This window comes from Lysinibacillus sp. UBA5994 (assembly GCF_002429725.1).
Lineage (GTDB): Bacteria > Bacillota > Bacilli > Bacillales_A > Planococcaceae > Lysinibacillus > Lysinibacillus capsici.
The window spans coordinates 104,606-118,499 of record NZ_DJAU01000026.1; the positions used below are offsets into that span (position 1 = coordinate 104,606).

The following is a 13,894-nucleotide window of genomic DNA, read 5'->3' on the forward strand; positions in this document are numbered from 1 at the left end:
ATGGAACGCTTTACAAGAAGTCATTTCCCTGACACCCCATTCCTATTTTTCACGGGGAAAGGGGGCGTTGGGAAAACATCGGTTGCTTGTAGCCTATCAATAGCCATTGCAAATGAAGGGAAAAAGGTACTTTTAATTAGTACAGACCCCGCATCCAACTTACAAGATATTTTTGGCCAAACGTTTTCTAATAGTCCAACAAAAATTGAAGGCATAGATAATTTATTTGCGATAAATTTGAATCCTGAACAGGCGGCACAGCATTACAAAGAACAAATGGTTGGTCCGTATCGTGGAAAGCTACCTGAAGTTGTATTACAAAATATGGAAGAGCAACTTTCTGGTGCTTGCACAGTAGAAATTGCTGCTTTTAATGAATTTGCAACACTATTGACTGATACTTCAGTCATTGGGAATTTTGACACTGTCGTGTTTGATACAGCGCCAACAGGGCATACGTTACGATTATTACAACTGCCTTCTGCATGGTCTACGTTTCTAGATGATAACACGACTGGTACTTCATGTTTAGGTCCTTTAAAAGGACTAGAGCCACAACGTGAAATCTATAAAGAAGCAGTTGAACGTTTAAAGAATGCCAAACAAACGACGTTAATGTTAGTGACGCGTCCTGAAGAAAACCCTTTAAAAGAAACTGCACGTGCTTCTCACGAATTGTTTGAAATAGGCATTCAAAATCAGACTCTACTAATTAATGGATATATGAGCAATACCAATTCTACTGATGATATCGAAGAGGCTTTCATTGCGTGTCAAGCTAATGCATTAGCAAGAATTCCTGAAGAACTAAATCGATTTGAACATTTCTACTTACCATTTGTACCGTACTCATTATCAAGTATTGAGCGTATGCAAGCATGGATGACTGACCAAGAAGTTATACAAGAAGATGAATCAAATGAAGAAACTAAGATTCCAGAGATAGAAGAAATGATTGCAGATTATTTAGAACGTAAGCCGAAACTCATTTTTACGATGGGTAAAGGTGGGGTTGGCAAAACAACTGTGGCTTCTTATATTGCATTACGATTAGCAGAAGAGGGTACTCATGTACATTTAACTACAACCGATCCTGCCGCACACCTCGATTGGACATTTGGTGATGACAACGTTAAAAATTTAACAATCAGTCGTATCGATCCAAAAGCAGAAGTGGCAAACTATGAAGCAGAAGTGCTTGCAAAGGCAAGTGAAACGATGAATGAGGAAGGTTTAGCATTTGTGAAAGAAGATTTGGCTTCTCCTTGTACAGAGGAAATAGCTGTATTCCGAGCATTTGCTAACGTTGTAGAAAATCATCAAGATGAAGTCATTATTATTGATACCGCACCAACAGGGCATACGTTGCTTTTACTAGACGCAACAGAAGCTTATCATCGGGAAATAAGCCGTTCACAAGGGGATATTCCTCCAGCTGTTTCTAACCTGTTACCAAGGTTGCGTGATGCCTCTTATACGAGTGTTGCCATTGTAACTCTTCCTGAAGCAACACCTGTTTATGAAGCTTCGCGCTTACAAGAAGATTTACACCGTGCTGGATTAACTGTTGATTGGTGGGTTGTTAATCAGACATTTTCATCTATCTATACAACAAGTCAAACATTAATTCAAAAACAACAAGCAGAAACGAAATGGCTAAAAGAAGTTAGATCCATCAGCAATAATCAATTTGTGGCCATTCCATGGGTAAAAACGCCACCGGTTGGAACACAAGGCTTACATGAATTAAAAGGAGAGAAAATCAAATGAAAATGAGTCCAGAAGGTAAAAATTATTTAGAACAGGTATTAGCTGATTCCGAGGTTAAAACACTTCGTTTCTTTGGTATTACAGGCTGCTGTGGGGTTAATTTAGGTGTAGGCTTAGAAGCACCAGCAGCAGAAGATGCAATTCAAACAATTGAAGGTATCGAAGTCGCGATTCATCCTGATATTGCACCGCAATTAACAGATGTTACGATCCATGCAGAAGAAGAGAATGGTGAACTAGGTTTAGTATTAGTTGGATACTCTCCGACATCTTGCTAAAGAGTAATTCTAAATATACTGTCTGTCTTAGCAATTATTCTATCTGTGAATGGAGGATACAATAATGACAGTAAATCATGCTAGCGTATTAACAAAAGATTATTTTATCGCTTATTTAAAGTTAATTATGAATAGTAGAGAATACACATTGATACAGGCTAAAGAATTTGCTTTTGATTTCTTCTTTAAAGGAGATATGGAGCGTTACGGCCCTTCTACATGGTTGCAATTTGAAAAAGCTATAAAAGAAATTGATAAAATCATGTGTGAAATTGAAGTGTGTTCATAACTATTACAAAAGCTTAAATAAATTACGTCTAGCTAACTGCTAGACGTAAAAAAATATATTTTATATAAGAAAATGCTTATATAGAGAAAAGAGGAGAAATTTATATGAAAACACTAAAAGTAATCAACCAAAATCAATCTTGTTGTACTACAACTAAGGATATTGAAGTACAGGAGAGTGTTAATATCCCAAATAAGAATTTACCGATTGTCATAATTGGTGCAGGTCCTATAGGGTTAGCTACTGCTGCTCATCTAGTAGAGCAGAACCAGTCATTTATTTTACTTGAAGCTGGCAATGAAATAGCACACAATATTCGTACTTGGGGTCATGTCACATTATTTTCTCCATGGCGTTATAACATCAATAAAGCTGCTAAATCATTATTAGAGGGGGCTGATTGGATAGAACCTAACTTAGAAACAATACCTACGGGGCATGAATTAATAGATCTTTATTTAAAACCTTTGGCAGAGTTAACACAAATAAAACCAAGTATCCGATTGAACTCAAAAGTAGTAGGTATATCAAGACAATTTAATGATAAAATGAAATTAAAAAATCGATTCAATCAGTCCTTTAATATATATGTTGAAAAAGATGATGATATCGATATTATTGAGGCAAAAGCAGTTATTGATGCAACAGGAACATGGGGGAATCCAAACCCAGCAAATTCTACAGGTGTTTGGCTAAAAAATGAAAAAGCAATAGCAGATCACATTGAGTATGGTATTCCAGATATAAATACGAACCCTAAGAGATATGCAAATAAGAAGGTTGCTGTCATTGGTGGTGGTCATTCAGCGATCAATACTTTATTAGCTTTGGCTGAATTACAAAAAGATAATCCTGCAACAAAGCTTTTGTGGATTATGCGTAAAAAATTTGTAGAGGAGGCCTATGGCGGGGAGGAAAAAGATGCGTTGGCAGCACGTGGCGCACTGGGTATTCGCATCCATGAGTTAGTAGATACAGGTAAGGTTGAAGTAATAACTCCTTTCTATATCTCACAGGTGAAGAAAGAAGAGAACATCCATATTGTTGGTACTATAAACGGAGAACAAAAAGTATTAACAGGATTTGAAGAGCTTATTGTCAATACAGGAAATCGACCAGACCTATCAATTAACAGCGAATTACGCCTTTCGATTGATTCAGCAACAGAAAGTGTGCAAGCATTAGCGCCCTTAATTGATCCTAATGAGCATAGTTGTGGCACAGTAAGGGCGCATGGAGAAGAAACACTACGACAACCAGAAAAGAACTTCTACATTGTCGGTGCAAAAAGTTATGGACGCGCACCTACATTCTTAATGGCCACAGGCTACGAACAGGTTCGTTCCATAACAGCTTATTTATCAGGAGATGAAGAAGCGTCGAAACGTGTGGAATTAGAATTACCAGAAACAGGCGTATGTAGTATTAATCTTGTTAATCAATCCAATACATGTTGTTAAAAATTTGACTGTTAGCGCAAGCTAGCAGTCCTTTTAAAATACCAAGGGGGAAATGGGATGGACACACTTATTATTCGTAAAATGGAAAAGAAGGATTTACAAGAGGTATTAAAGATTTATAAAGAGGGAATCGAAACAGGAATGGCAACTTTTGAAACAATAGTGCCAAGTGAACAGGTATGGGATGAAAGACACCATGCGACCTTGCGTTTTGTTGCAGAAGAACACAATAGAGTGGTTGGTTGGATTGGCATTTCACCCGTCTCTACACGCTCCGTCTATTCTGGAGTTGGAGAAGTTAGTGTTTATATATCGAGTGAAAGTAAAGGGAAAGGTATTGCCTCTAAGCTATTTAAAGTACTAATTGAAGAGAGTGAAAAGGAGGGGTTTTGGACACTCCAATCATCCATCTTTGCGATCAATTCATCAAGTATCCAATTACATAAAAAGATGGGCTTTCGAATTGTTGGTACAAGAGAAAAAATTGCTCAATTAAATGGGATATGGCATGATACAGTTTTAATGGAAAGAAGATTAAACATATAGTATGCGCTCCCTGCTATGCTAACAAAATTCTATACTAGGAAGTTTCTCGATATAATTTTAAAAAGATTTATAGTCACCATTTTTATAGTGGCTTCAATTATGCATTGGATTGGTAAACCTAATTTCTCATAATCAATTTCTAAAGTGTATTTTTTTATAATTCCCAATGATTCCATTTGTCTTACACGTTCTGTTACTGATGGGTAGGACAGATGTACCCTTCTTCCAAGCTCGCACATTTATAAATGGCTGTTATTATGGAGTTCATCTAGAATTTTTTTATCAATATCATCTTTTTTCATTTTTAAAGTTTATCTTCCGAAAATCGTCAATTTAGAAAAGATTTGTTTGATAATTGATGAATTTAATGTGATTTAGTTATCTTGTTTTTTATAATTAATAACAAGGGGGAACTTACATGGCAAGAATTGTGGATTCTAATTTCAGAAAAACACCTATTCAACGACTATGGGGGCATAATAAAGACGATAATGGTAAGGTGAAAATAGTTAAAATTGTTTGAAATATCTATCTGATGTTATATTATAAGAAGGCTCAGAAAGCTAAGGATTTCGAGGGTGCTAGAGAACTTCAAAGATATAAATTTGGACTTCAATACAAGCAAAAGCAAGATCAAATTCAAACGAATGAGGTTTCCACATTTTTAGAAAATATTTTAGATATTACTCCGTTGGGCGTTATAGGTCCAAAAGAATAAACTATCACAAGAGTGTGGCAGAGATTGACGAACGTTGCCAACCCCGATTCATCGTGTGGACCTGCTACTGGTGCAATGATCACCAATTACTATAAAACTCAAGGTTATTCTGTTAGAGCTTATAACTACTATTCGTATTCAAATGCAAATCTTATAAATCATTTATATTTTGATATGAATTCATCTTCATGGGGTACTAATGCGTATTCTTTTGCAAATGGTCTAAAACTTCACTTAAATCATGACATGACAGGATGGAACTATAATTCTAGTGGTGCACCAACATTTGGAGGTATCCAAACAGCGATAAACGGTAATAATCCTGTTGGAGCAGTATGGTTATTACTTAGTGGAGAACACTACCATTGGAGACTAATACATGGTTATGACACTGAAGGTGGAAATTATGTAGGTTATAAAGATCCAGACGGTGGACAATATAATACATCTACTAATTATGTAAGTTGGACAAGTATATCTGATAAAATCAATACAGTTTACATGAGTAGATAATTTAAAGATTGTGAGGGGGAAAAGTGAATAAATTATCATTGTTTTTTTATTCTTTAAACATTATTGTAACTTCTATCGCCTTTTACTTGATTAATTTTTTAACTGAACCAGTTTTGATAGGTAGTTCAAAGAATAATATTAGTAATGGTAATCCAGGACTCTTTCCTTTAGTATTTTTAATCCCGTTCTTGATAGTTTCGATTATTGGTACATTTAAAATTGCATATTCTTTTGCTAAAAGAACTTTCAAGACAATGCAATATAAAATAATAATTATATTTTCATTCCTTCTTTCGAGTATTATATATTTCTTTACTTTTAAAGAAGCAAGAGAATTTAGATTATTAGTCTTTGAAAATAATGATTCAGTTACTAAAATAACTCAAATTCCATTACTTAACACATATTCAAATAATATCTTCTTTAATGGATGGACATTACTTGCGTTACTATTTACCACTGTTTTTATAGCTTATTGTTTCGCATTAGTTAAGCAAAGAGATTAATTTTTAAACAAGATGAATAAATGAAGCGTTGATCCAAATGGATTAACGCTTTTTATGTGTGCCCAGCATGTACAACAACTCGATGGTAAAAGTCCATACAGGCTTGGCAGTAGGATCTGTTAGCAAAAGACAGGGGTGTCCATGGAGACGTGGAATCTGGAGGTAATAGGACGCAAACTCTCAAACTGTTGAACAGAAATCAGATAGAAGGCTGGCTTGGGATGGATAAACTTGCATAACAAAGCGAAGTCTAATACTGTTCGAATCCCATACAGTAAATCTGGCGGTTATATGAGAGGAAAGTGGTTGTGCTTACCCGGGGAGGTCTCTTGAGGGTTATTTTAATTAACAATTTGACTAGTGATAGTCAGATGAGCCAAGTCAATTATGGTGAATGAAAGAACAAACTCAAATCTTGAAAGAAACAAGGAGGAGGTGGAGACATCCCGCCGAAGCACAGAAAACATCGGGATATAGACCAAATAGATGGCTACTTATAGAGGGATAAGCTGGAAGCAAAAGAGCATATAAGAGTTTGTAGGGATGTAAACATGGAAATGAAGAAACAAGATGGTATCGAACTAATTGACAAAATCATAGCTGATAAAAATTTATGGAGAGCCCAACAACTGTTGTAGAGTTTGAACCAATATCATGAACGAAGGGTCTGTAGATTCTTGTCCATATACAAATCTGGACATTTCTTATTCTTATATTTAAGAATCATTTCAAACGCAAAAGAAGTCCGTATTATTGTCTCAGAAAATGAAAAAGAAGTTTTAAGGACTGAACCGTTTATAATGTTGAAAAAACTCCCATGTGATATTCAACATTGAGTGTGATACTGTAATAAGAAACAGCGCTCGTTCTCATTAAAGATCCAGATTCAAGATAATGATCGTGCAATTCTTTTCTCATCTAAAAAGGCAGGGTTACGCATTTTTTTGTAGAACTAAATGTACAAGAAGTTAATAAAAGAATAAAACGATATTAGATCCTATATATGTATCAATATTCTAAGTTTTTTTAAAAAAAGGGGTGTAAGTTGTGCAAACTTCAATGGGGGAAACGGAGCTTTATCAGGAAAGAGTTATCGATCATTTTATTGACGACATTGGAAGAAAAATGGAATATTCAATTATAGGAAAAGGTACACCAATACTTGTGTTTCATGGTGGACATTCTAATTGTAAAGAAGAGTTTGGCTACGCTGAATTATTGGAACAAGGTTATTCAATAATAACTCCTTCTAGAGCTGGATATGGTAATACAGATCCACTTCTCGGGAAAGATCTTCAAACAGCCTGCCATGCTTATTTAAATATACTCAATCATTTGAATATCGAAAAGGTACATGTAATTGCCATTTCTGCTGGAGGACCAAGTGGAATCTTTTTTGCTTCTAATTATCCAGAACGTGTAAGAAGTCTTACTCTACAATCGGCCGTAACGAAACAATGGCTTACATCTAAAGATATGGAATATAAAGCAGCCAAAATTTTATTTCGTCCTACTATAGAAAAATATACTTGGAGAATAATTAGTCACTTAAGTAACCGATTTTCCGAATTTATGTTTAAACAAATGGCCTCTTCTTTTAGTAAACTTCCTTATATTGAAGTAGCCGCTCAAATTACTGATGTTGATATTGAGATGTTTCGTAAAATGAACAATAGACAACGCTCTGGATATGGTTTTATGATCGACTTATCACAAACTGGAACAATTTCTGCAGCTGATTTATGCTCAATTAAGTGTCCTACATTAATTTTACATAGTATAAATGATAGTGCTGCACCTGTTGAACATGCTTATCATGCACAACATAACATCACAAATTCGAAACTTTGTATTCTTCAAAATTGGGGTCATTTAATTTGGCTCGGGCATGATTCCGATAGAATGTATGATGAATTAATAAAATTTTTGATTACCTATTAACAACTTCATATGTATTTAAATTAGTATACGAATCACCTTCTTGTATTTTGTAATAGATATTTCTACTTTAGGAGGTGCATGAAAAGGATTATTTATTTGATTAACTAGAGATATGGATGACTTTACAATATTCAATGTAAGGTTGTCCATTTTTATTTTGGACTCTTTGACTCTGTTTATTTAGTAATATTCAAAAAATTAGACTGTTAGAATACTTCGAACAGCCAAGAACTTCAGAATTACAAGTCGAAATGTACAGATATAATGGGAAGTTGACGTATTCAAGCCCTCCTCCTCGCCAAATGATTTTAGTTTACATAATATAAATACCTCTGACACAACCTTCTAGTTATCCAATGGTTCTTATAGATTATCGTTCAAAAGGGGATTATTCGTTTAAATAATGTTAATTATCGTTTAATGTAGATTTGTCTAATATTCATAAAAATTATTCTAAGAGAGATGAACTTAGCTTGTTATTAAAGAATCACGATTCAAGTTCATAAGAAAATATATATTGAGATTTTAAAACGGGAATACTTAAAGAGTCGAACATACAAATTTGTATGTTCGACTCTTTTTTACACATTATATAGAACCAATGGATAACTTTTTTATTGTTGAATTGACTGAGAAAAGATTACTAAAGGATTGAAGTAGCGACAAGTAATAAATTTGATACTCTGAATTTTTAAAGAGTATTTAAAAAAGGTGTTGATTATGATCTTGCAAAATCTAATAAAAGACAAAAGTGAAGCAGCCTAGGTTCATTTAAATAAATTTAAACAATAAAAAGGGTCACTTGGGATAGGAGTGACCCTAAGTAACAAAATTCGGAGGTTTAAGGCTAAAATAGCTTTACTTTACTATCAATATGCGGTGATAGCGTAGTTTGTATAGTTCATAGCCTGAGAAATAGATTTAAAAATAAAAATGCTCTTATATGATTCATAATTAACTTACCAAAATTTAAAGAATGACTTTAATTTTTTATAAATTTAATCCAAATCTCTTTAATTCAATGAAAATACCTTCCAATTGTTTTCCTTTGTCTGTTAACGTATATTCCACACGAGGGGGAACCTCCGGGAATACCTTTTTATTCAATATCCCATGATCTTCTAGTGTCTTAAGACGGAGTGAAAGTGTTTTCGGGCTAATTCCATTCATTGATTTCAATAGGTCACTGAATCGCATTGTTCCTTCTATAAGCAGATCGCGAATAATTAAAAAAGTCCATTTAGTCCCAATCACGTCGAGCGTTTTAGCAATGGGGCAAGTCTCACCTTGTGCTCCTTTGGTTAATATTACTGGCTCAATAACACTCATATGAAACATCCTCCCGAAAAATTTTTTTGTTTAATTCACCTTATCATATCACAATAGTATACTTTCAGAAACTTTGTGAAATAAATATCACTACTTCCTTAAATGAAGTTACTATATTTATAATATCGTAGTACTTATAATTTCAACCCTTATTGAGGAGGTGACTAAAATTATTGCAAGAAATCAACGAAACAAACTACCGTTTGCTCTCATTGCTATATAAATCAATGCTTTTGCTATTGATACATCATCATGAGTATTCTTCCGGATGAAGCAAACGATTTGAATTTTACCTTAAGTACAGTATGGTTATTAACTACACGCTAGGCAGTTTTTTAGAAATCATATAAATTGAAGGAGCTAGATAAAGATGAAAAATATACTTATAATTAACGGCCATCAGAAGTATAGTTCAGCAGAGGGGAATTTAAACCAAACCTTGATGAACAAAATGGTCAGTTTTTTAAGTGAAAAAAACAATGTAAAAACAACAATTATTCAAAAAGGATATAAAATCGAAGAAGAACAACAAAAATTTATATGGGCTGATATTGTCATTTACCAAACACCTATCTATTGGTTCAGTGTCCCGGGCTTATTGAAGTCGTATATGGATGAAGTATATGCTTATGGTTTATTTTTTAGGGGTGCTGATCAGTATGGAAAAGGTGGGTTGTTGACTGAAAAGAAATATATGTTTTCGACTACCTGGAATGCTCCTGAAAAAGCATTTAACGATCCAAGTCAATTTTTTGAAGGGAGCAGCCTAGAAGATGCATTAAGTCATTTACATCGTATACAGAAATTTATCGGAATGAAACCTTTAAAGAGTTTCTCTTGTTATGATGTAGTCAAAAATCCGAAAGTTGAAAAGTTTGTATCCGAACTTGATTTACATCTGCAAGAGGTATTGAATGTTTAATCTATTAAGTAAACGTATAAGGGGAGAAAAAACATGTTAAAAGATAAAAAAGTTGTAATTATCGGTGGAAGCTCTGGGATTGGTTTGGAATCAGCTAAACAGCTAATAGCTCATGGGGCAGAAGTAATCATTGCCAGCCGATCCGAAGATAAATTACGGAATGCAATAGAGCAACTAGGAGATAGAGCAACGGCTTATACTCTAGATATAACGCAAGAACAGCAAGTCCAGTCTTTCTTTGAAAAGATCGGCCAGTTCGATCATCTTGTAGTAAGCGCGGCAGAAACCTCCGGCGGATCATTCCTCCAAACGGATACAGCCCAAGCCCGAGAACTGTTTGAAAATAAATTCTGGGGACAATATTATGCAGCGAAATACGGTGCTTCAAAAATTTTACCAAACGGTTCAATCACTTTGTTCTCGGGGGTTGTAGCCTACAAGTCTATGGTTGGCTCAGCAATTCTAGGTGCAGTCAATGCGGCTATTTCGAATCTAGGACAAAGTTTAGCTTTAGAACTTGCTCCGATCCGAGTAAACATCGTTTCACCTGGAATAATTGATACACCTTCCCGTAGCAAAATGCCAGAAGAAGCACGTAATAACTTCTATAATGCAGTTGAAAACAAACTCCCTGTGAAACGAATAGGAAGAGCTGAAGATGTTGCACAAAGCGTACTATACTTGCTACAAAATAGTTTCGTCACTGGAACCGTTCTTCATGTAGAAGGCGGTCACATTTTAACTTAAGCCAGCAGCTGAGGAAAATATATCTACTAAACAAGAAAAAACGCTATTCTTTTTGTAGAACTATACGAAAGGATGGTGTTTTTTTAATCTTCCCATCTCCATTGGGCTTAAAAAGCACTCTAACAAGTTTTCCTTATTTTGTTGTAACATCAGTTATGCAGTGTAAAGCGGGTAGGTGGGAAGCCTGCTTTTTTCAGCACATCTTTGAAGATGACATGTAACCCCCGCGGATCTAATGCTTTACGATTTTTATTTAGAAAAACAGGTTCTGTTGGATAAATTTGATATGATCTTAAAGAAGTTTTATAGGATTCCAGAAGCGGTATTAAGTGTGGATGAAGGGGCAATATCCGTTCTTTTTTTCCTTTTCCATCAATTCGAATCGTTTCATTTACCAGAGCAACTTGTTCTCATGTTAATGAAACAAGTTCAGAACGTCTTAAACCTGTTGTTGCTAATAATTTAAACATTAGCTCATTCCGCATCGAAAAACGTGATTGGGCGCAATTCTAAATAGTCAAATAGCTGCTTTAGATCCGTTAATGTCATATACACAGTAAGTTTATCATCGGTCTTTGGTGATTCAATCCCGTGCGTAAAATCATTAGCAAGGTATCGTTCTATTAAACAATATTTGGTGAACGATTTTAAGGAAGAAATTTTTCGGTTCACAGAACGAGGTTTTTGTTTTAATGATCCTAATAGATATTGGATAAAGCGACGTACTTGGGTCTTGGTAATCTCATTTAAACAGGTGAACAGCCATGGTCCGTTAAAAAGGTTAAGAAGAGTTGTAAATCGTATTCATAACTAGTGACTGTATTAACCGAGTAATTTTTTTCAATCTCAATATACAATACAAATTCGTCAATGGCAGCGTGTAGTTGCAAGTATAAAACCTCCAGATATCGTATTAAATAATAATTATTATCCGTACAAAATCATCCCATTATCGTAAAAAAGGAGAGTTATCGTTCACATGAAAATTATAAGGAACTTGAAAATTACAAGTTTAAAAGTACAGATATTATGGGTAGTTGACTTATCCAAGCCCCCTCCACGCAAAATAATTTTAGTTTACATAATATAAATTATAGGAAGTTATGTTTCATTGAAAAGTATACTAATAATAGTGAGACGAAATGAATTTAAAATGTAGTATTAACCAATTCTTTTGTCGTAATCCTCATTCCATTGAACCATTGAATAACTTGCTCCGTCCGTTTTTGACCTGCATTTCTTTTGACCTGCATTTCCAAGGGTATTCGCGGCGAAAGTTTGCGCTCTCGCATTCAACTTCTGGATGACTTTCTCATCTTAGGGTTGTTTATCCTTTTTCATTTCCTTCCAAGCTTGATCTCATGAGGACCATTCCTTGATACTAACAGTTGTCATAACATTCAACTCCTATTTTTATTTTTTGTTTTAATTGCTTGTACGCGGTTCATCCAATTGCTCAGAATATCTGAATCGCAGACTTATAAATACTAAGACCAATGCAATGACCGTTAGGAAAACTCCCAGCAATCGGAATCCTATCAAGTTGAACGCATCTCCCATAATGATACCTGTCAACAGTGAAGATAAAATTGTTCCCAAGTATCTCGATGTATTAAATAGGCCAGATGCTACACCAGCAATTTCTTTTGGAGAGCTTTTAAACAAAGCTGCCTGCATACTAACAGCGTTTAGCCCGTTGCTAAAACCGAATGCGGCTAACGCCAGGCACACACTGATGACTGGTGAACTTTGCGTCCATGTCACAATCCACACTGCCCCCACTACCACCAGTAATGAGGATACAATCAATGCAGGTCTTGGTCCCGATTTACCGACCCATTTCCCTGCTATTGGCGAAGCTACAATCGAGCTCAAGCCCAAGGTTAACATAAGAATCCCTGTCTGAAATTCACTGACATGACGCACCATTTGCAGGTATGCTGGAATCCCAAAAAAGAGTGAATAATAAAGTAAGTTAACTAGCAAGTATTGTATATTGACCCAAGCCATCCCTGGATATTTGGCGAAGGTGCGTAAAGGAATAAATGGCGACATTGTTTTTAGCTCATGTTGTACGAATATTCCCAACGCAACGAGCCCGATTAGCACAACAACGACATTCCACATAGAGAAATGCCCAAATGATTTCGCTGACAGCAAGCCAACTAGAAGTGCAATCAGACCCACCGTAAAGAGCAGAATTCCTGGCACATCAATCACACCCAGTAATTTTCGAAACGACATGTCACGTGAAACCATTGCTGCCGATCCATCATTAGGAATCATTTTCCAAGCTAATATAAAGCTCGCCGCAACAAACGGGATATTGACGATGAAGATCGCTGGCCAGTCCCACCATTGAATAAGTACTCCTCCAGCAAAAGGTCCTATAGCTGCCGCACCGGATAGGAAAATCGATAAACCTGCTAAAGCATCTGCTTGCTTTTCTGTAATATGAATGCGTACTATAGCTGTTCCAACTGCAATCAGCATACTAGTTCCGATTGATTGTACAATTCTGGACACTATAAGCCATCCGAAATCTGGAGAAAATGGAGCCAGAATAGAAGAAACTAAGGATACTAGAAGACCAGCCAGAAATATCTTTCTCCGACCGAATAAATCACTAGCCTTCCCCATTACAGGTTGGGCGATAGCACTAGCGATATAAAATGAAAACACAATCCAGGAAACAGTAGTAAAATCAATGCTATACACATGTTGCAACCTAGCAATAGCAACAGAAATCATTGATGAATTTAAAGGGTTTAATAATATTCCTAGTCCAACGGATATCATTAACCACCTGCTACGAGAATTCATATTTTACCCCCCTTTATATTTGTTACATTGATATCTTACTTGAAATTTTACA

The 13,894-nt window shown here is 35.3% G+C and carries 15 protein-coding genes; 10 read left to right on the forward strand and 5 right to left on the reverse strand.

Annotation, left to right across the window (positions count from 1 at the left end; genetic code table 11):
* From arsA to B3D98_RS08655, 5 genes are all read left to right on the forward strand, one after another.
* Positions 1 to 1,770, forward strand: coding sequence for an arsenical pump-driving ATPase (arsA, locus tag B3D98_RS08635; RefSeq protein ID WP_288582417.1), 1,770 nt, complete (start codon positions 1 to 3; stop codon positions 1,768 to 1,770).
* Entirely contained in the window at positions 1,767 to 2,048 is a 282-nt protein-coding gene (locus B3D98_RS08640; RefSeq protein ID WP_288582419.1) for a Fe-S cluster assembly protein HesB, read from the forward strand. The genes arsA and B3D98_RS08640 overlap by 4 nt, the downstream gene beginning before the upstream one ends.
* 64 nt (positions 2,049 to 2,112) lie before the next feature.
* Entirely contained in the window at positions 2,113 to 2,337 is a 225-nt protein-coding gene (locus tag B3D98_RS08645; RefSeq protein ID WP_103118155.1) for a hypothetical protein, read from the forward strand.
* Between the two features lie 104 nt (positions 2,338 to 2,441).
* Complete coding sequence (locus B3D98_RS08650) at positions 2,442 to 3,797, forward strand: FAD-dependent oxidoreductase (protein WP_288582420.1); 1,356 nt, start codon at positions 2,442 to 2,444, stop codon at positions 3,795 to 3,797.
* 57 nt (positions 3,798 to 3,854) lie between these two features.
* Positions 3,855 to 4,343, forward strand: coding sequence for a GNAT family N-acetyltransferase (locus B3D98_RS08655; protein ID WP_288582421.1), 489 nt, complete (start codon positions 3,855 to 3,857; stop codon positions 4,341 to 4,343).
* Between the two features lie 29 nt (positions 4,344 to 4,372).
* Here B3D98_RS08655 and B3D98_RS08660 read toward each other — a convergent pair whose 3' ends face one another.
* Positions 4,373 to 4,582, reverse strand: coding sequence for an Lrp/AsnC family transcriptional regulator (locus B3D98_RS08660; RefSeq protein ID WP_376748061.1), 210 nt, complete (start codon positions 4,580 to 4,582; stop codon positions 4,373 to 4,375).
* Positions 4,583 to 5,085: 503 nt separating this feature from the next.
* On the opposite strand from B3D98_RS08660, the gene B3D98_RS08665 reads away from it, so the two are divergent.
* The 3 genes from B3D98_RS08665 (at position 5,086) to B3D98_RS08675 (ending at position 8,021) form a co-directional block, all read left to right on the forward strand.
* Positions 5,086 to 5,574 carry a C39 family peptidase gene (locus B3D98_RS08665; RefSeq protein ID WP_288582422.1) on the forward strand — a complete coding sequence of 163 codons (489 nt, stop codon included), beginning with the start codon at positions 5,086 to 5,088 and terminating at the stop codon, positions 5,572 to 5,574.
* A gap of 23 nt (positions 5,575 to 5,597) precedes the next feature.
* Positions 5,598 to 6,080, forward strand: coding sequence for a hypothetical protein (locus tag B3D98_RS08670; RefSeq protein WP_288582424.1), 483 nt, complete (start codon positions 5,598 to 5,600; stop codon positions 6,078 to 6,080).
* A gap of 1,059 nt (positions 6,081 to 7,139) precedes the next feature.
* A complete protein-coding gene (locus B3D98_RS08675) occupies positions 7,140 to 8,021 on the forward strand; it encodes an alpha/beta fold hydrolase (protein ID WP_376748063.1) in 882 nt (293 codons plus the stop codon).
* A gap of 990 nt (positions 8,022 to 9,011) precedes the next feature.
* On the opposite strand, the gene B3D98_RS08680 is transcribed toward B3D98_RS08675, so the two are convergent.
* Positions 9,012 to 9,350 (reverse strand): winged helix-turn-helix transcriptional regulator, encoded by a 339-nt coding sequence (locus tag B3D98_RS08680; RefSeq protein ID WP_288582426.1) that lies wholly within the window; start codon positions 9,348 to 9,350, stop codon positions 9,012 to 9,014.
* Between the two features lie 370 nt (positions 9,351 to 9,720).
* On the opposite strand from B3D98_RS08680, the gene B3D98_RS08685 reads away from it, so the two are divergent.
* Both B3D98_RS08685 and B3D98_RS08690 read left to right on the forward strand, forming a co-directional pair.
* Complete coding sequence (locus B3D98_RS08685) at positions 9,721 to 10,272, forward strand: NAD(P)H-dependent oxidoreductase (protein WP_288582429.1); 552 nt, start codon at positions 9,721 to 9,723, stop codon at positions 10,270 to 10,272.
* Between the two features lie 33 nt (positions 10,273 to 10,305).
* On the forward strand, positions 10,306 to 11,019 hold the full coding sequence (locus B3D98_RS08690; protein WP_288582432.1) for an SDR family oxidoreductase: 714 nt from the start codon (positions 10,306 to 10,308) through the stop codon (positions 11,017 to 11,019).
* A 149-nt stretch (positions 11,020 to 11,168) separates the two neighbouring features.
* Here B3D98_RS08690 and B3D98_RS08695 read toward each other — a convergent pair whose 3' ends face one another.
* From B3D98_RS08695 to B3D98_RS08705, 3 genes are all read right to left on the reverse strand, one after another.
* Complete coding sequence (locus tag B3D98_RS08695; protein ID WP_288582435.1) at positions 11,169 to 11,366, reverse strand: hypothetical protein; 198 nt, start codon at positions 11,364 to 11,366, stop codon at positions 11,169 to 11,171.
* Between the two features lie 399 nt (positions 11,367 to 11,765).
* A complete protein-coding gene (locus B3D98_RS08700) occupies positions 11,766 to 11,909 on the reverse strand; it encodes a site-specific integrase (RefSeq protein ID WP_288582437.1) in 144 nt (47 codons plus the stop codon).
* Positions 11,910 to 12,444: 535 nt separating this feature from the next.
* Positions 12,445 to 13,842, reverse strand: a complete 1,398-nt coding sequence (locus B3D98_RS08705; RefSeq protein WP_288582440.1) for an MFS transporter — start codon at positions 13,840 to 13,842, stop codon at positions 12,445 to 12,447.
* Positions 13,843 to 13,894 lie beyond the last annotated feature (52 nt).